The 18728-nt window shown below is 40.9% G+C and carries 24 protein-coding genes; 2 read left to right on the plus strand and 22 right to left on the minus strand.

What is annotated here, in order from left to right:
* Positions 1–19: 19 nt before the first annotated feature.
* From E7Z77_RS00535 to E7Z77_RS00550, 4 genes are all read right to left on the minus strand, one after another.
* On the minus strand, positions 20–445 hold the full coding sequence (locus E7Z77_RS00535; protein WP_292748985.1) for a universal stress protein: 426 nt from the start codon (positions 443–445) through the stop codon (positions 20–22).
* 50 nt (positions 446–495) lie between these two features.
* Positions 496–1236 carry a phosphocholine cytidylyltransferase family protein gene (locus tag E7Z77_RS00540; RefSeq protein WP_292748987.1) on the minus strand — a complete coding sequence of 247 codons (741 nt, stop codon included), beginning with the start codon at positions 1234–1236 and terminating at the stop codon, positions 496–498.
* Positions 1233–2204, minus strand: coding sequence for an NAD(P)H-dependent glycerol-3-phosphate dehydrogenase (locus E7Z77_RS00545; RefSeq protein WP_292748989.1), 972 nt, complete (start codon positions 2202–2204; stop codon positions 1233–1235). The genes E7Z77_RS00540 and E7Z77_RS00545 overlap by 4 nt, the downstream gene beginning before the upstream one ends.
* A 75-nt stretch (positions 2205–2279) precedes the next feature.
* Positions 2280–2819: a glutathione peroxidase gene (locus E7Z77_RS00550; protein WP_292748991.1), complete on the minus strand. Its 540-nt coding sequence runs from the start codon at positions 2817–2819 to the stop codon at positions 2280–2282.
* A gap of 104 nt (positions 2820–2923) precedes the next feature.
* Here E7Z77_RS00550 and E7Z77_RS00555 point away from each other — a divergent pair, with 104 nt between their 5' ends.
* Positions 2924–4015, plus strand: a complete 1092-nt coding sequence (locus E7Z77_RS00555) for a cation diffusion facilitator family transporter (protein ID WP_292748994.1) — start codon at positions 2924–2926, stop codon at positions 4013–4015.
* A 40-nt stretch (positions 4016–4055) separates the two neighbouring features.
* The gene (locus tag E7Z77_RS00560) at positions 4056–4418 is read left to right on the plus strand and encodes a hypothetical protein (protein ID WP_292748997.1); all 363 of its coding nucleotides are present in this window, start codon (positions 4056–4058) and stop codon (positions 4416–4418) included.
* Positions 4419–4435: 17 nt separating this feature from the next.
* On the opposite strand, the gene E7Z77_RS00565 is transcribed toward E7Z77_RS00560, so the two are convergent.
* The 18 genes from E7Z77_RS00565 to E7Z77_RS00650 form a co-directional block, all read right to left on the minus strand.
* Positions 4436–4726, minus strand: a complete 291-nt coding sequence (locus E7Z77_RS00565) for a hypothetical protein (RefSeq protein WP_292748999.1) — start codon at positions 4724–4726, stop codon at positions 4436–4438.
* On the minus strand, positions 4726–5058 hold the full coding sequence (locus tag E7Z77_RS00570; RefSeq protein WP_292749001.1) for a hypothetical protein: 333 nt from the start codon (positions 5056–5058) through the stop codon (positions 4726–4728). Before E7Z77_RS00570 ends, E7Z77_RS00565 begins: the two co-directional genes overlap by 1 nt.
* On the minus strand, positions 5042–6178 hold the full coding sequence (locus E7Z77_RS00575; RefSeq protein ID WP_292749003.1) for a zinc ribbon domain-containing protein: 1137 nt from the start codon (positions 6176–6178) through the stop codon (positions 5042–5044). The genes E7Z77_RS00570 and E7Z77_RS00575 overlap by 17 nt, the downstream gene beginning before the upstream one ends.
* A gap of 8 nt (positions 6179–6186) precedes the next feature.
* Positions 6187–6522, minus strand: coding sequence for a zinc ribbon domain-containing protein (locus E7Z77_RS00580; protein WP_292749005.1), 336 nt, complete (start codon positions 6520–6522; stop codon positions 6187–6189).
* Positions 6523–6752: 230 nt separating this feature from the next.
* Positions 6753–7643, minus strand: a complete 891-nt coding sequence (locus tag E7Z77_RS00585) for an SseB family protein (protein ID WP_292749007.1) — start codon at positions 7641–7643, stop codon at positions 6753–6755.
* Positions 7644–7661: 18 nt separating this feature from the next.
* The gene (locus tag E7Z77_RS00590; protein WP_292749009.1) at positions 7662–8279 is read right to left on the minus strand and encodes a hypothetical protein; all 618 of its coding nucleotides are present in this window, start codon (positions 8277–8279) and stop codon (positions 7662–7664) included.
* 8 nt (positions 8280–8287) lie between these two features.
* A complete protein-coding gene (locus tag E7Z77_RS00595) occupies positions 8288–8884 on the minus strand; it encodes a hypothetical protein (RefSeq protein ID WP_292749011.1) in 597 nt (198 codons plus the stop codon).
* Between the two features lie 5 nt (positions 8885–8889).
* Positions 8890–9939, minus strand: a complete 1050-nt coding sequence (locus tag E7Z77_RS00600; protein ID WP_292749013.1) for a zinc ribbon domain-containing protein — start codon at positions 9937–9939, stop codon at positions 8890–8892.
* Positions 9932–11386, minus strand: coding sequence for an AAA family ATPase (locus E7Z77_RS00605; RefSeq protein WP_292749016.1), 1455 nt, complete (start codon positions 11384–11386; stop codon positions 9932–9934). The genes E7Z77_RS00600 and E7Z77_RS00605 overlap by 8 nt, the downstream gene beginning before the upstream one ends.
* Positions 11387–11459: 73 nt before the next feature.
* Complete coding sequence (locus tag E7Z77_RS00610; RefSeq protein ID WP_292749019.1) at positions 11460–13367, minus strand: ATP-dependent DNA helicase; 1908 nt, start codon at positions 13365–13367, stop codon at positions 11460–11462.
* Positions 13368–13474: 107 nt separating this feature from the next.
* Positions 13475–13885, minus strand: a complete 411-nt coding sequence (locus E7Z77_RS00615) for a hypothetical protein (RefSeq protein WP_292749021.1) — start codon at positions 13883–13885, stop codon at positions 13475–13477.
* Between the two features lie 11 nt (positions 13886–13896).
* Entirely contained in the window at positions 13897–14793 is an 897-nt protein-coding gene (locus tag E7Z77_RS00620) for an HIRAN domain-containing protein (RefSeq protein ID WP_292749024.1), read from the minus strand.
* Between the two features lie 53 nt (positions 14794–14846).
* A complete protein-coding gene (locus E7Z77_RS00625) occupies positions 14847–15827 on the minus strand; it encodes an SseB family protein (RefSeq protein ID WP_292749026.1) in 981 nt (326 codons plus the stop codon).
* Positions 15828–15891: 64 nt separating this feature from the next.
* Entirely contained in the window at positions 15892–16173 is a 282-nt protein-coding gene (locus tag E7Z77_RS00630; protein WP_292749028.1) for a hypothetical protein, read from the minus strand.
* A gap of 2 nt (positions 16174–16175) precedes the next feature.
* A complete protein-coding gene (locus E7Z77_RS00635; protein ID WP_292749030.1) occupies positions 16176–17096 on the minus strand; it encodes a hypothetical protein in 921 nt (306 codons plus the stop codon).
* A 12-nt stretch (positions 17097–17108) separates the two neighbouring features.
* On the minus strand, positions 17109–17282 hold the full coding sequence (locus E7Z77_RS00640) for a hypothetical protein (protein ID WP_292749032.1): 174 nt from the start codon (positions 17280–17282) through the stop codon (positions 17109–17111).
* An 8-nt stretch (positions 17283–17290) separates the two neighbouring features.
* Positions 17291–17446, minus strand: a complete 156-nt coding sequence (locus tag E7Z77_RS00645) for a hypothetical protein (RefSeq protein ID WP_292749034.1) — start codon at positions 17444–17446, stop codon at positions 17291–17293.
* A 24-nt stretch (positions 17447–17470) separates the two neighbouring features.
* Complete coding sequence (locus E7Z77_RS00650) at positions 17471–18634, minus strand: cold shock domain-containing protein (RefSeq protein WP_292749036.1); 1164 nt, start codon at positions 18632–18634, stop codon at positions 17471–17473.
* Between the last annotated feature and the right edge of the window lie 94 nt (positions 18635–18728).

Below are 18728 nucleotides of genomic sequence, written 5' to 3' on the forward strand. Positions count from 1 at the left end.
AAATATACTCTCCTATTAATTAATCATTATGAACTAACAATACATCGGTTTCAGCAGTTTTCAACACTTCTTCTGCAACGCTTCCAAGAATGAACTTGTGGAGTCCGCTTTTTCCGGAAGAGGATATTACGACCAAATCCACTTCTTCTTCAACAGCAACCTTGTTGATGGTTTCTGCTGCAAAACCTGTTTTGACCATTGTTCTGAGATTATATCCTTTAGGGAATTTTTTTTTCATTGCCTCAACGCATTCATTTGCTTCTTCCAGCATTTCCTTGTTTACCCTTCTGACTTTTTTTCTGCTCTGAAAAGCGCTTGATGTTAATTTACCTGCAACAGATAAAATAATGATTTCCCCATCATCAGCAATTAATTTAGTTACCCTATCTATTTCCTGGTCAGCATAACCTGATCCATCAGTTGGCAGTAAAATTTTGTTAAACATGTGTACACCATATCTATATTAGTATTTAATAGTTAATATTTATTTTCAAATTATGGGCAATTTTCGAACCTGTCGACTAACTTTTTAGCAATTTGCCAGTCATCGGCATCATCGATTTCAGTCCATTCAAGCCCGTTTGTATAAACATAATCGATTTCAGTTTTCCTTGACAATGCCTTAAATGCAAAGTCATAGTAGTTTTGCCTGTCCTCTTCAATCAATTCGCCCAATATATCGTTGAATGCATTGATATCCTTTTTCACGACTTTTGAAATGCCGATAAATTCCCCTGTTGAGGAATATATGTCAATGTCTTTTCCAATCTCTTTTATTATTCCGTCTTCGATGATTAGCTTAAATGATTCCTCGTTGAGCATTTTGAAGTTGTCCACAACCATTGCGGTATTATTGGTCCCGGCAATGTCTTCAATTATTTGGGGGTCGACGACATTGTCTCCGTTGATTAATATGAAATCATCGGGACAGTTGTTTTCAATATATGAGCTTGCAATATATGTGGAAACTGAAGTGTTGGTAACGTCATATTCATCATTGTCCATTACCTTGACTGAAATGGCGTATTTTTCCTCAAGAGATTTCGCAGCGTCATGGACCTTCTCCTTGTTGTATCCCGCAACGAGTATGAAGTCAGCTATTTCGCAATTCATGCAGTTTCTAATCATACGCTCCAGCAGTGTTGTCCCGTTTATCTCAAGCAGCGGCTTTGGAATGTCACGGGTAAGTGGCATGAGCCTTCTTCCCATTCCAGCAGATAATATTACGCAAATCATTCTAACTTGTCCCACAATTTATTGAATGCCTGAATCGGAGTTACCTTTTCAATGATTACATCATAAACAAAATCAACGATGCAGCTTTCAACGGCGTTTTCAGTGCAGATATCCTTTATTGCCCTGATTGAGTTTTTGCCTTCAAATACTATTCCGCTTGCATTCTCATTGATGATGAGTCTTTGGCCGTAGAGGACTCCCAATGTATGATTTCTGCTTTCCTTTGATGTGGCTGTAAGTATCAGGTCTCCGAATCCGCAGTATTCGCGAACTGTCTGGGATTTGCCTCCGACCGATTCGATTATTCTTACAGTATCATTGAAACCCTTGGTCAGCACGGCAAACCTTGCATTTTCATTGATGTTGAGCCCCTCACATATTCCGTTGGCTATCGCATTGATGTTTTTCAGAATACCGCAAAGCTCGATTCCTTCCATATCATCTATTATCTTGACCTTGAACTGTTTGCTTTCAAGAATCTCCTTTACACGTCTTGAGCTTTCGATATCACTTGATGCAATGTTTGTGATGGACGGCAGGTTAAGCATTATTTCCGATGCAAAATTAGGTCCTGAGAGTGCAACGATGTTTTTGAACGGATATTCGGCAATTATCTTGGACATGGTTTTAAGGGAAGGATATTCTATCCCTTTTGCGGTAGTTACAAGAATCACATCATCTGCTAGAACTTTCTTCAAATCGTCCAATGTGGATCTGTAGGCGGATGATGGAATTGTGAGAAATATTACATCGCAGTCCTTCAAATCGCTGATGTCAAGGGTTGCACGGATATTGTCGTTCAGCTTGACGTTAGGATAATATTTGGTGTTATAGCCCTTTGAGTTTATGTCATCGCAAAGATTTTCGTTTCTCAAAAGCAATATTACCTCATCAAGATTTTTACTAAGCTGCTGTGAAATCGCACTTCCGAATGCACCAGCACCAATAACACCAACATTGAAACCCATATATGCACCTCTAATTAATATTATTGGAGAAAAAGAATAAAAATATTTCCCTATCGGGAAAAATGAAAAAAAGTATTATAAAAGAGCTTTGATAGCTTCTTTTACATCATCTAAACTTTCGGTCGGTTCAAAGCGCTGGGTGACATTGCCCTGGCGGTCAACCAGAAACTTGGTGAAATTCCATTTGATGTCATCGTTGTCCTTGTAGTGCCTGTCCTTCATCTTGACGACAAGCTTAAGTTTGCCTGAACCTTCTCCGGTGAATCCCTTAAATCCCTGTTCGCTTTTAAGGTATTCATATAACGGGGATGCATTTTCACCGTTCACATCAATTTTGTCGAAAATTGTATATGGAACCAGCCATTTTGAGCGGCACACTTCAGTGATCTCTTCGGTTGTTCCGGGTGCCTGGCCTCCGAACTGGTTGCATGGGAAATCAAGAATCTCAAAACCCTGTTCGTTGAATTCATTGTAGATTTCGTTCAATTGTGTGTACTGCGGTGTGAAACCACATTTGGTTGCTGAATTTACTATTAAAAGTACTTTGTCTTTGTATTGGCTTAGGGAAACTGTGTTTCCATCACCGTCTTTTACTTCAAAATCATAAATTGACATGGAAAATATCCTCCTTAAAGTTATTATTAAAATTGAATATATTTAAAATTTTTTAAAATTCATATACAAATGATTTAAATTTATTGAAAAACATAAATTAAATCATGTCAAGACAAGATAAAATAGTCAAAACAAGTATTATCGGCATCGTTGTCAACCTTATCCTGGTTGCATTCAAGGCCACAATCGGAATACTTGTAAACTCAATTGCAATTACACTGGATGCAGTCAACAACCTCACTGATGCACTGTCATCCATTATCACAATTATCGGGACAAAACTGGCCGGAAAGGCACCAGACAAGGACCATCCTTACGGATACGGACGTATTGAATATTTCTCATCTGTGATTATTGCAGCCATTGTCCTTTGGGCGGGAATCACTGCGCTTATGGAATCATGGCCTAAGATATTCCATCCGGACGTCACTTCATACACCACAGTTTCCCTCATTATCATCGCTGTGGCGGTTGCGGTCAAGTTCCTTCTTGGCCGGTATGTGAAAGGTGTAGGGGAGTCAATCAACTCACAGGCGCTTGTCGCATCCGGAAGCGATGCATTCTTTGATGCGATACTTTCCCTTTCAACACTGGTGGCGGCTATAATTTCAATATTCTTCCACATATCCCTTGAGGGAATACTGGGGGTCATAATCTCATTTGTAATCATAAAGGCAAGTATAGACATGCTGAGGGAAACCCTGGACAGCATGATCGGTGCAAGAATCGATTCTGAGCTTTCCCGAAAAATCAAGGATTCAATTCTTGAAGTGCCTGGAGTCTACGGCGCATATGACCTGACCCTTCACAACTACGGGCCTGAGGACATGCAGGGATCTGTCCACATTGAAGTGGATGACTCACTGACCGCACTTGAGATACATTCACTAACAAGAAGCATCGCCTATAAGATCTTTGAGGAGTTCTCCATCATACTGACCGTCGGCATATATGCGCGAAACGAGAAGTACAAGGATATACGCAATGATTTGGAGATGATTGCATCAGAATACGAGGAAATTCTTGAAATCCATGGATTTCTGGTGTATGAGGATAGAAATCTCGCCTCATTCGACATAATAGTCGACTTTGATGCGGACAGGGAAAAGGTTAAAAATGAGATAATTTCCAAAATCAAAGCCAAACACCCTGAATTCGACTATATAATTATTGACGACTATGATGTGTCAGATTAATATAGTAGTTGATTTAAATATTAAATATAAGGTGTAAATCATGAAAACTCAAAACATAATTTTGATTGCAATTGCAATACTTGTTGTTGCATTGGTTGGCGTTGCTGCATACAGCATGATGAACAATCATTCACCTCTTGACTTGAATGCAACCAACAACAACACAACAAAATTCATTAATATCGGCACCATAAATGCAAACGACACCAATAAGACTGTAGGTGACAATTCACCACGCAATGTGACAAATGTTACCAACAATACAACAACATACAAAGTATATGTGCCTCAAACTGATTCATATGTATCCGTTATCGGTGAAAAATATGATGATGCCGTAAACAGATGGTACACTTACGATGTTGATGGTGTAAGATATTACAACACAAGAATTAATCATTAATTCTTTTTTTCTTTTTTTTATTTCAAAAATACGGCGCTTATAAGATTATCCCTGTATGTGGTATCGTCCCTGAGCGATTCTATGTGATGGATGACGTTGAGTTTCAAATCTTCAAGCTTTATTCTGGTTTCAATGTCTTTGAAGTCAACCTCAAAATGCAGGACGTAGCGGATTTCCATATCATGGTCAAAGATGCTCCAGGTCGGGCCGTTAATGTCGAGAAACCTTATTGACCACCTTGACATGACCCTGTTGATTTTTGAGGTGGTTTCCTCCACATCAAAATCTGAATAAAGAAAAATTTCCATCATTGATACAAATCCTCTGATCCCATTTGAGGTATTTCGATTTCAATGTCCTGCTTGTTGAATACTCCGAAAGCTGTCAGTTCCTTTTTGAGAATTGACATTGACTGTGAAACTTCCTCGTTTTCCAATGAGATTATTGCAACATTAAGCCAGTTTTCATCTTCAGAAAGATAGATGCAAGGCTCAAAGAGCTGGAATTTTGAAATAAGTGTTAAAAGAAGTTCGTTTACATCGGCCTGTTTGCCTGTGTGTTCATAGTTCAGTTGTATAATTCTTTCCTTGATGTTCATGGTATTCAATATGTTTTCAAGATATTTAAAAATAGGTTTCATATTCCTTAAGCTTAGCTATATTTTGTGAGGCCATCTCAAAGCCTTCAGATATGACAAGCCATATTGCCTTTAGAAAGCCGTCTCTTGTGAGCCTGTCGCAGTTTTCAAGGGCAAGCATCCTGTAATTAGGGCTTTCGGTGACTTCATCCAAAAAGAGTTCATTGATGTCTGATCTCATGTCATCGTCCAGGTATGATTCAAGAATCTCCTTTATGGATATGGCAAAGGTGTTTCCGATTGATTTTGTTATTTCGATTTCATCCGGACCCATCTCTCCGTCAAGGGATTTTTCAATCTGTATGAATGATGAGTAGTCCTGATAGCCGTATACGGTAAACCTTCCCTCTGTTGTGTGTGCTGCATATTCATCAATAAGGCGTGTGAAGGGTGAATAGGACATTATGAATACTGCAATGGATTGCATCAAAGAGTTTTTGGAGCAGTCAAGCACTGTGCATAATATCTGGGTGACTATTTCATTTAAAATAAAGTGTGAGATTTCATGAATGAGGGTTGTTATCTGAAGGGATCTTGTTAGCCTGTCGTCTATTGTGATTCGGTTGAACTTGAAGTATCCCAGTTCAGCTCCGTATGACTTGTAGTCGACTTCGACAAATGACTTTGAATAGAGAAGCACCTTGTCGGTGATGCTCAGCTCATCGAGAAGGATTTCATTCTCCTTTATGAGGCTGTCGAATGTTTGAATTGATGATTGTCTGATGTTTCTGATGATTGCGTTATAGTCCCTTATCTTGAAGTCGAATCCGTCAATCATTTCAAAGTTTTCGCGGGAAAATATCTCATCAAAATCAGTGTATTCCATTGATTTGGTGAAGTTGAATTCAGGATGGGATTCTATCAGCTTTACGTCAATATCCTTTATTGTTTTGAGGCTGACAAGACAGTCCGGGCAGAAGTTTTCCTCCTGCGGAAATTTACGGTGGCATTTCGGACAGTATTTTGTCTGTTCAATGGCGTCATAATAAGAATAATCCGCTGAATAGTCAAGCTGATTCAGCATCAAACTTTTTATGGATTCCTTTTGTAGCGCTTCACCAACCAATAATTTCTTTTCAGCATCCACCCTGCAATAGGTTGAAAGATCTCTTATGCTTATCATGGTTTAACCTAACTAGCGATGATGATAAAGTTCAATACCCAAACCGCAATGGCCACTATCAATACAAATATTCCATGTCTTTTGGCTTTTTGCGAGTCATTGCGGGTTGCGAGATAAATGCCAATAATCAAACCTATCAACGGAATGAGAAATGCAAATACATAACCCAGAACTATAGCTGCAGTGTGGCTTTTTTCAACGACCGGAACACTGTAAGGCTGACTGTAGCCGGTTTGCTGCGTATTGTTGTTGAAGTTTATATTTTCCAGGCTTTTGCCGCAGCTTTTGCAGAATTTCGCTTCATCAACCAGTGCTTCACCACAGAACGGACAGAATTTTGTCATCTTATCACCTTTTTTCTAATCTCATCTACATATCAATAATCAATTATTTCTCAAATCATCTATCAATTGGTTAAATTGAAGTTATCATTAATCAAATCAATATTTTTATCATAACATGTTGAATTATTAACTGGAATTTCATTATTTATGGCAGTTAATTTTTCCGGGAAAAATAACGATTTCCACAATAATATTTATTGCGAACATGATATTATAATTTTGTGATAAAATCAGATTTCAAAGATATAGAATATTGATTCGAATAGCCTCTCGTCATTGGCATACCTTTCAAAGCCCAGGGAATATTTAAGAAGAACGTTTCTCGGAATCAGTACATTGTCCGTTTCGGGGTTGATGATGAGCCCGTCCATATCCTCGGTGAGGAGAAAATTCACCAGTGTGGCAAGGTTTACAATCTGGGAGTATTTGTTTTTTGGTGTTGAAATCGCCTGCATTTTCTCATCAGATGTGAATACCGTTGCATAGCTTCCGCCGACATTGTCGGTGTACATTGATGCAACCGGTCCCCTTTCCTTAAGCGATATGATATCTCCGTGAAGCTTCAAATCTGAAAGCATCAGCCCAAGAAGCCTTGAGCCGGCCATCCTCTCGAAAAGCCCCTCATAATCACCAATGTTTTTAGGGTTTGAGATGAAATCCTCAAGGTCTGTGTTGTCGATTGACTTTTTCAAATCAATAAGTTCCTCGGGAGTGTAGGGGTTGTTTGTAAAAAAATTGGTCTTTGGTATATTTGTAATTGCCAAAATGAACTCCTTTTTAAAGAGGTATTTTTCAGAAGCAGGATTGAGGATGTATCCTTCAATGTCAGTGGTCTTCAGGATATTCTGATAGAGCTCGAAGGAATTTTGAAGAATCTGAATGCCTTCAGCAGATTTGTAGAACTTATGGAATTCATCAATATCTGTGAACAGCGGTGTGATTTTGGATTCCTCATCCTCATATATTATGAAATTCAGGGTATTGTCCTGCCTTTTTGCAGGAATATAAAGGTTTGAATACCTGAATTCATTTATGAGGCGAAAAGTGAGCTCTTCGCTCAGCACATTGTCGTTTGAATAGATGTCCTCAACTACGTTTCTCAGGTGTTTGTGGTTTGTCATCAGTTCTAGATTTGTCGATTATTTGTTATAATACTTATCCATCTTCTCGGAAATTGCTGTTTTCAGGGCCTTTGCGTTATATGTCCTGCAGCCCAAAGCGCTATCCTTGAGTGTGATGACCAGAAGCTCGTCGGTTTCGTTCTTTTCAATTCCGACGTATTTTATTTCATCAAAATGAAGCGTGAATCTTCCTGAGATGACCAGTTCCTCATCAAGGAGTACCAGTTCTGTTGAAACCCATGTGATGTCATCGTAATTTTTGGCAATAATGCTTCCTATCAATGCTCCGGCGCCTGCAAGAACTAGACCTTTTCCCAAGGTGGAGCCTATCAGTCCCACGGTTGCGGCAGTGCCGATGATTCCCTTTGCACTTCCCAAAACATCAGGTGAAAGTATGTTGGTGAGGGTTTCCTTTGATTTGGAATTGACCGGAAACTCGACGCGTGACTTGCCGTTTTTTCTTATATATTCAAGGGACTCCTCATATCCCTTTTGAGGAAAGGTGTTAGCTTCCTTTTCAGGAAAGATCATGTTGGCTGTGTCTTCCACAATGCCTTTTGTAAACTTGATGGTGTCTTTGATTGGGTTTTTCCTGTCTTCTTTTGCTTTGATTCTGATTGGAATTTCATCGCTCATGTTATCACCTAAAATATTTTTCCGATTCCGATACCGTTTGTTCCGACGGTTACAAAGGTATGTGATGAATCGTCTTTCGGATAGTCTAAACTCTGAGATTCGATTGCGTGTATTATCTTATAATTTTGATATTCTTCATTAAGTTTGTGATAGAATTCGTCATGGCTGTATTTTGAATCTGATGCGCTTTTTACTACTTCCCTGATGGCCGGTGTGATGTTGTGGCCAATCCAGTTGATATAGTAGAACTCCTCTCCTGCGGAAAACCAGAGGATTGAATTGTTGGTTGAGTCCTTCCTGTCATGATATGTGAAGTGGACTGCGTCATGGCCTTCAACAGTCACCTTCCTTTCGGGATACTTTTCAAGGAAGTATCCGTAGAGGCTCATGATGTTTGGATTGACGTATCTGATTGTGAAAACGTCAATGTCCTCATCGTATTCGTACATGTTGAAGTCTGAACTGTATGGGTTTTCATATTCCGGAGGAATCCTGAAGCTTTCATATCCCACATTCACCGTGCTCCAGTTTGATGAATCGATGGCGCCTGCGGCATTCATCAGGATGAGGAGTGCCACTAATGCCATCAGAGTTTTCTTGATCATTTTAATCAGTAGTCTTTAACTGAATCTATAATGTTGTCGAAATCATGTAGGAAGTCTGAAACGTTGTCGTTTTCGTCTTCACCGTTGAGGCTTAAAACCAGCTCGTTTACAAGCTCGTCCATCTTGGCGACAAGGGATTCAAGAATATCCATTCTGGAGTTGATTTCCCTGTCTATCTTTTCGCTGTCGTCTGTCGCCAGGTCAAGAATGTTTGATACCGCTTCGGCGTGGTGGGCAAACATCCTGTTTGAGTTTTCAACGGAGGCCATGAACCTGTCATAGGTCAGTTGCGGCGGTTCAAAACGTTTTTCAATCAGTTTTCTTGCATTTTTCTCCTTGATTTCATACATTATCTTCAGTTCGCTGAGTCTTGTTCTGTACTTGTCGAACTCATGGATGCTGTTTTGCGGCTCGACCTTCACTTCCTTTTTTGGCCTTTCAGGCTGTGTGCTTTCAATGATTTCCTTGACCGGCTCTGAAGTGGTAATCCTGTGGATTCCATATCCCACAAAGAATGCCGGGGTTGCAAATACCAGTCCGAACACGATCAGTGAAAACAGAATAGGTTTGCTGAACATTGTCCCGATGGAAGCGAAAAGCAAGAATATTAAAACAGTGATTATCTTTGTTTTTGACGGTGTGAACTCGCCTGTGGTCTTGTCCTGCCAGTAGAAGAAGAGATGCTTCAGGTCAGGAATGAGGCCGTAATTGTTGTTTTCGGCAATGGCCTTAGGCAAGTGGTCATGTCCTATGATTTTGTGGATGGAATATCCGATTGCATATACCAGCGCAGCAATTACCGCTGCAAAGAAAATCACAGCAGGTGATTCCAGTACGAATGTCATGAAGAGCAGAAATACCAGAATCGCAGCAATCTTTGATTTTGACAGTATATAGTAGCTGTCCTGATAGTTGTAGAACAGCCTGTAGACAAGACTGTTGTTGGGCCTTGTTATTTCATATACATTTCGAAATGATGTTGACTTGCACTTTGGACAGAAGTTTGCAGTGCCGCTTACCTTGTTTCCGCAATTATTACAAATTTTATCAGTCATTTTCATCAACTAAAAAATCTTCGTATGTTAACGTATTTAATTCTTCATCGGTTATATTGCTTTTAGGAGCTAATCTATTTGCCTGATTAGTAATGACCTCCTCAAACAGGTTCCTTACGGCTCTACCATTGGCAAAGTTAGGTGACCTATTTTCATATAATCTTTTAAAGTAGTCCTTTATATACTTATCGGCAGCGGCGTCCAAAGTCAGGTTGGATTCCTCACACATCAGCCAGAATATATTGTAGAGCTCATCCTCGTTATAGTCCTCGAAATAGATGAACTTGTTGAATCTTGACTCCAGTCCCGGATTTGAGTACAGAAACTTCTCCATCAGTGCGGGATATCCTGCAACGATGACAATCAAATCGTCACGATGGTCCTCCATGGCTTTCAATAATGTGTCGATTGCTTCTGATCCGTAGTCGTTTTCGCTTTTTGATGTAAGGGAATATGCCTCGTCGATGAAAAGTATTCCGCCCAGCGCGGACTGTATTACCTCCTGGGTCTTTATTGCGGTCTGGCCGACATAGCCTCCGACAAGGCCTGATCGGTCGGTTTCTATGAGGTGCCCTTTTGAGAGAAGTCCTATTGCATGGTATATTTTTGACAGGAGTCTTGCGACTGTGGTCTTTCCAGTTCCAGGATTTCCGCTGAAAACCAGATGAAGGCTCATTGCGGGCTGCTTAATCCCCCTTTCCTGTCTGATTTTTCTAATCTGCACCAGGTTGATGAGGGAGTTGACGTCCTTTTTAACCTTTTCAAGGCCGACAAGCTTGTTCAGCTCTTCAAGATACTCCTCCAGTGAGCTTTCATCCTGAGGTTCCTCAACACTTCCCGTTTCATTAAGTCTTATTGCTTTTACGTCAACGTTTTCATCTTTGAGCTTCTCTTCAAGGCCTGAGATATAGTCATTGTATATATTGAATACGTCCACGTTGAGTTCATTGTCTACGGTTATGAAGAATTTACCGAAGATTTTGTAGCAGTTGAAGAGCTCATTTGCGCTGTTGAGCTCATGCATGTCAAAGTTCATGCCGTACATGTCAAGCTCATGAAGGCACTTGAATGACAGCGGCATCTCATCGGATATCTTCTGCTCTGTCAGCGGCAGTATGTCGTCTTCTGTAAAGCTTGCGTTTAGAAGTGAGTTTATGAATTCCAGTTCGTTGTCCGTTATCTTATCGTCGCCCAAACCGAGATATGCGAAATATTTGAAGAGATCGTCGATTATCAGGCTTTCCAATGTGACATTTTCCAAATCCCTTATCGAATCGCAGTACGGTGTGAATATTGACAATGTCTTTACAAGAAAGTTCAGGTCGGTGAGATAACCGGCCAGATAGTCCATGTGAATTTTTTCAATGTCGCTTTTGCAGTTCGGACAGCTGTCCTGTGAGCTATCCAATATTGTTCCACAATTTTTACAAACAGTCCACTCTAACATAGAAGATACCCGAATTATTTTTTCTATTAATATATAATGTAATTAAGGATAAATAAGTTGTGTTTAACATTAATCAGAAATAACCCATATCGGCAAGCGCGTCCAGTCTCTTCCTGAAATATTCGCCGTTTGAGGTTTCTATGCCTGAATTGAGGAATTTCATGATGAGCTGAAGCTCCTGCTCATAGAGATTGGCTTCCCGATATATCCTTGAGAGATTCAGATAGGGATAGTCGTCGTTTAAAAAGAGGTCGTTTTTGAGAAGCCTTCTGAAGAAATAGAATCCCTTTTCGAATTCCTGGTTTTCAATGTATGAGTCGCCGATTTCAATAAGCTTTTGCTTTTCCTTTTCGTCTGTCGAGTAGTCTTCGATGGCCTCCTTAAAGGTATCTGGCAGGAACCTGTTTGCAAGGCCGCTTCTCACATATTGCCTGAATCGGCTGTCTATGACGTATGTTGTGCAGTAGTCGTCCTCATCCCTCATTCCCCTTCCGTGGGTCTGGACAAGATTGAGGCATGTCTTGAAGTCATACCAGTCGGGGTCGATGCTTGCCCGTCTGTTAATCTGTTTGTCTCCCCAGTCCGGATAGGGAATCTTATATATTATCTGGAATCTGCAGAGGTCTCCCGGCAGGTCGACACCCTCACCCATTGACGGGGAAACCAGTACAGACGGCTCATCCGAAACGATGAAGTCTTCAAGCTGCTGCTGCCTGTTTTTAGAGTCATGCCCGATTAGTCTGGTGCTTTCAATGTTTTCCAAAAGGTAATCCATGCATCTGCTGCTGACAGTGTGGATGATGCCCTTTTCGTTTTCATGTTTTTTGAGAATGTCATTTATTGTATCAATGGTCTTTGGAGCGTTGGTTCTTATGAAGTTTCTTGAAAGATTATGGCCGTCATATGCAATTATCCTATTTCTTTTGATGTCAAAGGGGCTTTTTCGCCTTATTGCATATATATCTGAGGCGGGAATACCAAGCCACTCGCTAAAGAGTTCCCAGTCAAGAACTGTAGCGGACATGAAAACGACAGTGTCTGCATATTCAAACAGGGTTTCCCTTGCATAATGGTCCACCTTAAGGGGCTTGAACTCGGCAATCTCTGAGGAATCGTCATAGTCAAAAATCCAGGATTTTGGATCAATCATGAGATTGTCAGTGAAGCGTTTGCAGTCGCTTATCTGATGCTTTATGAAAGAAATCTTTTCTAGAAGCTCATCCTTTTTGAGGGATTCGAGCTTTTCAAGTTCCCTTGCGTATTCCTCCTGGACTTCATTTATGAACTTCATCCATCTGGTGTAGTTTTGGGTGCTGAGCTCCTCAATAAGTTCCTCGCTCAAATCAAAGTGGAGGTACTCCTCGAGGTCATCCTTTGAAAACTCAAGTGTCAGCTGGTCCATCAGCATTGCCTCGAGGTTATGCGCCTCATCGCATATCATAAGGTCCCTTCTCTGAAAGTCCTTTACATAATTGAGCTCCAAAAAGAGGTAGGGATAGTTTGAGATGACCGATTTTGCATTCAAGGCAAGGTATTTCTGGTAATAGTATGGACAGGTGTTTGCCTGATTTATCTCATTTTTCCTGTTTTTAAGTGAATATTTGCAGTCATGGCCCTCGATAATGCATTTTCCCTCGCTGCAGGGTTTCGGGACAAGCGCATTTTCATATTTTCTGCAGCTGAAGTTGGCCCTTCCCTTGACTACACGGAAATTGCTGAAGTCCCTCAGGTACTGGTCCTGAAGTTGCTTGGTGATGGTTAAAATATATGATGAATCTGAAAGTGAAGCAAGGGTTGCCGCTATCGCGGATTTTCCTGTTCCGGTACCGGCTTCCAGAATGATATACTTATATCCCTTATCTATTGCTTCAAGGATTTCAGAAACTGTTTCAAGCTGGCCTGCCCTAGGATTAGTGAACGGAAAATGCTTTCGAACTTCAGGATTGATTTTAGAGTAATCGCTATATTGCCAGCTTGTCATTATATTATCTTTATATGATTCATTTAATAAATAGGATTTTTCCAAGAGCATTTGAAAAGTAATGTCTGTGTTGAATTTTGAAATGAAAAATTAAAAAAAAAGAGGATTTAATAGTTTTCGCCAATCCATCCCTGATTGTTCGGCCATCCGCAGACATCACAGTATCCGCCATCACTCATTTCAGAGCCGCATTCAGGACAATGTGGCGCTTCCCTTATGATGTTGACGATCTCTTCCTTTTCCTCTTCCTCTTCACCTTCATTTCCGCAGTCCTCGCATACCCATTCGCTGCCATCCCAGTCTATATATGAGTCGCAGTACTCGCAATATATAACATATTCTCCTGTAGGGGAGCCGCAGAACGGACATTCATCGAACTTGCTCTCCCAGTCAAGCACGGAGTCGCAGAAGGGACAGTCAATAAAGATTTGCCAGTCCTCCAGTTCTACACCGCAGTAGGGGCACTTGTCATTTAGGTATTCATATTCAAATTCCTTTCCGCATGATGGACATTCCATAGTTTAACCTCCTAAATAAGTTTTGCAACAATATACTCGGCAAGATATGTAAACAGTATCTTTGCCTTCTGACAGTCTTTGATTGTGTCTTTGATTTCACTTGCGCTTTTTGCTTCGTCGATTAGTGTATAACTGGAATTTGCAACATAACCGACCGGTTTTCCCTCATGCCTGACAAGTATGGCATCAGGGTCATGCTCGTTATCGCTCTCCCTTACGAGGCTGACAACCATACCTTCACTTAGAGGTTTGTCTTTTTTGAAAAACTCTGTTCCTGCAATGCATATGAATGTTTCATTGGAATCCTTTAGAATCTTTGTCTGTCTTTCCACCTCATCAATCAGGTCATAGCTTTCAGATGCAAGCAGAAAACAGATTGCTGAGTCCAGTTTTCTACCTAACTTGTCCAGAAATTCGCCTTTTCTTCTCAGAAATGTTTTTCTGTCAAAATCGTCATCCGTGAGTTTCAATGCATCATTGATAAGTTCAAGCCCTCTTTCAAAATTGCCTGTGAATAACTTTTCCTCATTTGACATCAGATAAAGCAGATGTGCCTTGTTGTTTCTGACAACCTGTGAACCCTGCATTCTAAGTGACTTGTTATAATCATTGAGGGAATCTTCATATTGGTGCAGATCCTGGCGGATGATTGCACGGACATTATAAAATTCGGGATTCTGATTGTTATCATGAATTGCAGCGTTGATGGATTCCAGTGCGTCCCTGTATTGGCCTTTCTGCCACAGGTCCCATGCTTCATCGCAAAGTCTTTCCGCCCGTGACTTTCTCGAACCTTTTCTGAAGTCATCATTGTCTTCATCATCATCCATATATCCCATATATGGGATGTCGGGAACGCCGACGCTGTCTCCCCAGTCTGCAGGGTCTCCCACTTTCCATTCATCCATCCTTATCACCAGCTTGTCATTTAATAATATGTTGTGGTTAAATTATAAAAAACTTATGGGCTAATTCCTTCATCCTCCTCAATCAGGAACATGTGAAATATTGCAGTATTCAGTCTGGAGTCGTTGCATGTCTTTTCAAGAAGGGAGGAGTACTCAAGAAGGACATCCCTTGAAAGTATGATGTTTTCGGCATTGGGATTGATTATGATGCCGTCCATGTCATCGTTGAGGACAAAGTTTGTCATCTGGGAGAAGTTGACAATCTGTGAGTACTTGTTGAAGGGAGTCTGGACATTGCCTATCTTGGACTCTGAAGTGTATACTGTGGCATAGTTTCCCCCTACCTCATCGATGTAGAGAAATCCCAAAGGCCCTGTCTCGAACTGTGAAATGATGCCGTCAGAAGCGTATTCTGTTAGGTCATCCCTTGAAAGCATCAGGGTAAGCAGGGTGGAATCTGATATCTTTTCAAACAGTCCAGCATAATTTCCGATATTGTTCGGATTTCTGACGAACTCCTCCAGATCGCTGTTGTCTATTGATTCCTTGAGCTTTTTCAGCTCGCCGGTTGAGAAGGCATCCCTGTTGCTGAATTGATGTTCCGGAAGGTCATCAATCTCCAGAAAGAGATCCTTTTTCAAAAGCAGGCATTCGCTTTCGGGGTTCAGGACAAAACCGTCAAGCATGCCTTCACGGATGACCAGCTGATAGAACAGAAAGTCCATCGAATGGGATTCACACTCGTCATTTGAAAAGGTCTTGTTGAACTCGTCCATATCGGAGAACAGGACCCCATACTGCTCATCCCCGTTTTCATGGACCCTGAAGTTCAGGGAGCTTTCGGACATGTCTGCAGCAACTATCAGGCAGGAATGCTTGAGCTCATTTTCAATTCTTTCGAAAGTGTCCTTATCAGCATCTTCACCGAAGCAGATTTCCTCAAGTGCCTTTCGCAGGTTTTCATGTTTGATGTATGGCTTTCTCATCATGTCTGTGCTGCAATCCTCAATTAGATTATTTTTTTCCTTATTCATATGTTACTTTCCTTAAATCATCATGTGGTGTTCATATAAACTCAATCATTGGTATGTGATGGCCCTAAAGAAGCTTCTCAAAGATTTCTACAAAATTGCCGTAAAGGGTTTTGTAGAGTGCCAATCCCCTTTCATATTCATCATCTCCGGATTCGGCTTTAATCCTATCCACAGATTTCGGAATATACTTTACGGCAAGTTCCTCCATCCTTTTTGAGAAGTTCCTTATGTCTTTTTCCTTTGCTTTTTTGAAATCGAAATATGTATCCAGGCGCTCGTCGTACCTGACAAGTTCCTCAAAGTCCCTGACGATTTCCTGGATGCTTAATCTAATTACATCTTCCATAGTCATGCCCCCTCTTCGACTGCAAACATATGCCTCAACCCTGTAGTGAGCTTCGGGTCGTTGCATGTCAGCTGAATCAGACGGGAATATTCCAAAAGGACTTCCCTTGTAATCAGCACATCATCCGAATTCGGATTTATGATCAATCCATCCATATCATTGTTAAGGACGAAATATGTAATCAATGCCGGATTGATGACCTGCGAAAATTTATTCAGCGGCGTATCTATATTGGCCATCTTGGCCTCTGAGGTATACATCGCCACATAGGTCCCGCCAAGAGTTTCCATGTGCAGAAATCCGTTGGGTCCCGCTTCCTCAGTTTCTATGACTCCCTCATGGCCTTCAGGCAAAAGGTCCCTGTCGGACAATACCATTGTAAGCATGGTCGAGTTTGACATCTCCTCAAAGAGCTCCTCATATCTGCCGATATTATTGGGGTTTTCAACAAAGGCCTCGATGCTTTCATTGTTCATGGAATCCCTGATCTGCTTAAGCTCAAAGGTTGTATACGGCTCGGCGGAAGATGCTTTGATGATTGGCATATAGTCAATCAGCTCAAACATCTCGTTGCGGAAGATGAACCCTTCGGATTGGATGTTGAGGATGAATCCGTCCAAATCCAATTTTGGAAGCATCAACTTGTACATGCCGAAGAGATTGTCCTGAGCCACTGATTCACCGGGAGCTATTGCCTTTCTGAACTCATCCATGTCAGTGAAAAGCAGGGCATAGCTGCCCCCGTCAAGCTCAACGGTAATCATGCCCGGCTTATCGCTTATCAAATCTCCGGCGATTATCAGTGATGAATGTTCGAATTCGCCGAACAAAAGCTCGAAGGTTTCATCCGGCACATCCTCACTGAATTCCATTTCGTTTAGAATTCCTCTTAAATGCTCATGCCTAATGTATTCCCTATGCATCATATCACCTGCCTAGTAAGGGTATTCACCCAATCCATATGAAGGCAGCCTGAAACCTGTGCCCTCATTGTTCGCTCTCTTCTTAAAGGAACCTTTCCTCAATCTCTTTCCTGTGATGGACATGCCTTCAGGTGTTGCATATCCGTTGTTGTACTCTATTCTGGTGCTGGTGGTCTTCGGCCCCATTACCGCACTCAGCTGCTTTGTGAAGCTTGGCTTTTCATTCCTGAGCCTAGGAATGGATTTTTGAAGGAGCGGTTTTCTTTGAAGCTCCTTCCTTTGTGCCAGGGACATGCCACTGAAGTTTTTTCCGCATGACAAACATTTGTCTGCAAAAAGGTCCAATTCATTTCCACATTTCGGACAAAACATGATTATTCCCCCCTTACGTTTACGGCGTTCAATGACTCACTGTTTTTGGATTTGTCAAATCTCTTTTCCGTATAGAATGAAACCAACTGACCCACATAAATGGTGTCGCCCTTGAATTCCTTTCTGTGGAAAAAGAGTGACTTGTCATCATCGGTCCTTATGAATCCATAGTTCTTGTCTTCAAAAAATCTTGTAACGGTACCGTATTGAAGTTCCTGGTCTTTGAATTTGAACTTCATCCAGTAGTCTTTGATTTGAGCTGTCAGGTTAAACATTTCCAATGTATCCTCATCAATATCCAGATTTTCAATCTCTTCCAAAATGTTTCTTGAGCCGTTTTCCAGTTTGAGCAGATAATACAATTCCGCATGCCTTAAGGCAATTTCAGGCTCTGAATCTTTAAGGACAGAATAGACCAAACCGTAAAGATTGACTTTCTTGTCTGCCGGACCCTTAGCCAATACCGCTTCGCAGATATTTTTCAGGGCTTCCTCCCGATTGCCTAATGCAAAATGGTTTTCCGCCAGTTCCCTGTAGATGTACCAGTCATGCTTTACCTTGATGACTTCATTGAGATACTTCAAAGCCCCTTCATTTTGGTCCAATCTGCCTAGTGACTTGGCTATTCTCCAGCGGTGCCAGGTATCGCCGTCATTGGTGAAGGTGGATAGGGATTCCAGAGCCCTTTCGGATACCTCGATGCACTCCTCATAGTCTTGCAGGCCAAAATAGGTTTTTGAAGCATATTCGAAATACTTCTCTTTTCGGGAGTTGGATCCTGTCCCATTGGAATCTGATTTGTTTGGACCGAGCAAATCGGGATCTATCTTTTCAATCCAATAGACCAAGTTGAAAAAGTCATTTTCTTTTTTAAGCTTTTTCATTACCTTAAAGACGGAAAATGTGTACGGACAGGTTGAAACCTTGCTTAAATCAGCCTGATTTGTAATCTCTGTTATGAATTCGGCATAGTCAAAGAGTTCATATTCGTCCTTATTGTCTTTTATATGTGTTCTATAAATAGCCCAGGCATATGAAATCCTGTCTTTTTTTGTGAAAACTTCAGGGTTTTCCTTATAATATTTTTCATAAATTCCTATTGCTTCAATATCCTTTCGTAAAAAAACTAGTCTGTTTGCTTGCGCTAAATCTTTTCTTATATTCATAATGACAGTTGTCTATATTTATGTGGCGTTTGTATAAAGGCGAATGATTTTGTAACGGTATATTAATATTAGTTTTTCATCATATATAAATATT

This window comes from Methanobrevibacter sp., from assembly GCF_015062985.1.
Classification (GTDB): Archaea; Methanobacteriota; Methanobacteria; order Methanobacteriales; family Methanobacteriaceae; genus Methanocatella.

Excerpts from the sequence above, each read along its gene's own strand:
- E7Z77_RS00540 (WP_292748987.1), bottom strand. The coding sequence starts at position 1,236 with ATGATTTGCGTAATATTATCTGCTGGAATGGGAAGAAGGCTCATGCCA.
- E7Z77_RS00545 (WP_292748989.1), bottom strand. The coding sequence starts at position 2,204 with ATGGGTTTCAATGTTGGTGTTATTGGTGCTGGTGCATTCGGAAGTGCG.
- E7Z77_RS00580 (WP_292749005.1), bottom strand. The coding sequence starts at position 6,522 with ATGACAAAATTCTGTCCGTTCTGTGGTGAAGCACTGGTTGATGAAGCG.
- E7Z77_RS00570 (WP_292749001.1), bottom strand. The coding sequence starts at position 5,058 with ATGAAACCTATTTTTAAATATCTTGAAAACATATTGAATACCATGAAC.
- E7Z77_RS00605 (WP_292749016.1), bottom strand. The coding sequence starts at position 11,386 with ATGTTAGAGTGGACTGTTTGTAAAAATTGTGGAACAATATTGGATAGC.
- E7Z77_RS00650 (WP_292749036.1), bottom strand. The coding sequence starts at position 18,634 with ATGAATATAAGAAAAGATTTAGCGCAAGCAAACAGACTAGTTTTTTTA.
- E7Z77_RS00615 (WP_292749021.1), bottom strand. The coding sequence starts at position 13,885 with ATGGAATGTCCATCATGCGGAAAGGAATTTGAATATGAATACCTAAAT.
- E7Z77_RS00630 (WP_292749028.1), bottom strand. The coding sequence starts at position 16,173 with ATGGAAGATGTAATTAGATTAAGCATCCAGGAAATCGTCAGGGACTTT.
- E7Z77_RS00575 (WP_292749003.1), bottom strand. The coding sequence starts at position 6,178 with ATGATAAGCATAAGAGATCTTTCAACCTATTGCAGGGTGGATGCTGAA.
- E7Z77_RS00620 (WP_292749024.1), bottom strand. The coding sequence starts at position 14,793 with ATGGATGAATGGAAAGTGGGAGACCCTGCAGACTGGGGAGACAGCGTC.
- E7Z77_RS00555 (WP_292748994.1), top strand. The coding sequence starts at position 2,924 with ATGTCAAGACAAGATAAAATAGTCAAAACAAGTATTATCGGCATCGTT.
- E7Z77_RS00635 (WP_292749030.1), bottom strand. The coding sequence starts at position 17,096 with ATGCATAGGGAATACATTAGGCATGAGCATTTAAGAGGAATTCTAAAC.
- E7Z77_RS00560 (WP_292748997.1), top strand. The coding sequence starts at position 4,056 with ATGAAAACTCAAAACATAATTTTGATTGCAATTGCAATACTTGTTGTT.
- E7Z77_RS00565 (WP_292748999.1), bottom strand. The coding sequence starts at position 4,726 with ATGGAAATTTTTCTTTATTCAGATTTTGATGTGGAGGAAACCACCTCA.
- E7Z77_RS00535 (WP_292748985.1), bottom strand. The coding sequence starts at position 445 with ATGTTTAACAAAATTTTACTGCCAACTGATGGATCAGGTTATGCTGAC.
- E7Z77_RS00625 (WP_292749026.1), bottom strand. The coding sequence starts at position 15,827 with ATGAATAAGGAAAAAAATAATCTAATTGAGGATTGCAGCACAGACATG.
- E7Z77_RS00590 (WP_292749009.1), bottom strand. The coding sequence starts at position 8,279 with ATGAGCGATGAAATTCCAATCAGAATCAAAGCAAAAGAAGACAGGAAA.
- E7Z77_RS00645 (WP_292749034.1), bottom strand. The coding sequence starts at position 17,446 with ATGAATTGGACCTTTTTGCAGACAAATGTTTGTCATGCGGAAAAAACT.
- E7Z77_RS00610 (WP_292749019.1), bottom strand. The coding sequence starts at position 13,367 with ATGACAAGCTGGCAATATAGCGATTACTCTAAAATCAATCCTGAAGTT.
- E7Z77_RS00585 (WP_292749007.1), bottom strand. The coding sequence starts at position 7,643 with ATGACAAACCACAAACACCTGAGAAACGTAGTTGAGGACATCTATTCA.
- E7Z77_RS00550 (WP_292748991.1), bottom strand. The coding sequence starts at position 2,819 with ATGTCAATTTATGATTTTGAAGTAAAAGACGGTGATGGAAACACAGTT.
- E7Z77_RS00640 (WP_292749032.1), bottom strand. The coding sequence starts at position 17,282 with ATGGGGCCGAAGACCACCAGCACCAGAATAGAGTACAACAACGGATAT.
- E7Z77_RS00600 (WP_292749013.1), bottom strand. The coding sequence starts at position 9,939 with ATGACTGATAAAATTTGTAATAATTGCGGAAACAAGGTAAGCGGCACT.
- E7Z77_RS00595 (WP_292749011.1), bottom strand. The coding sequence starts at position 8,884 with ATGATCAAGAAAACTCTGATGGCATTAGTGGCACTCCTCATCCTGATG.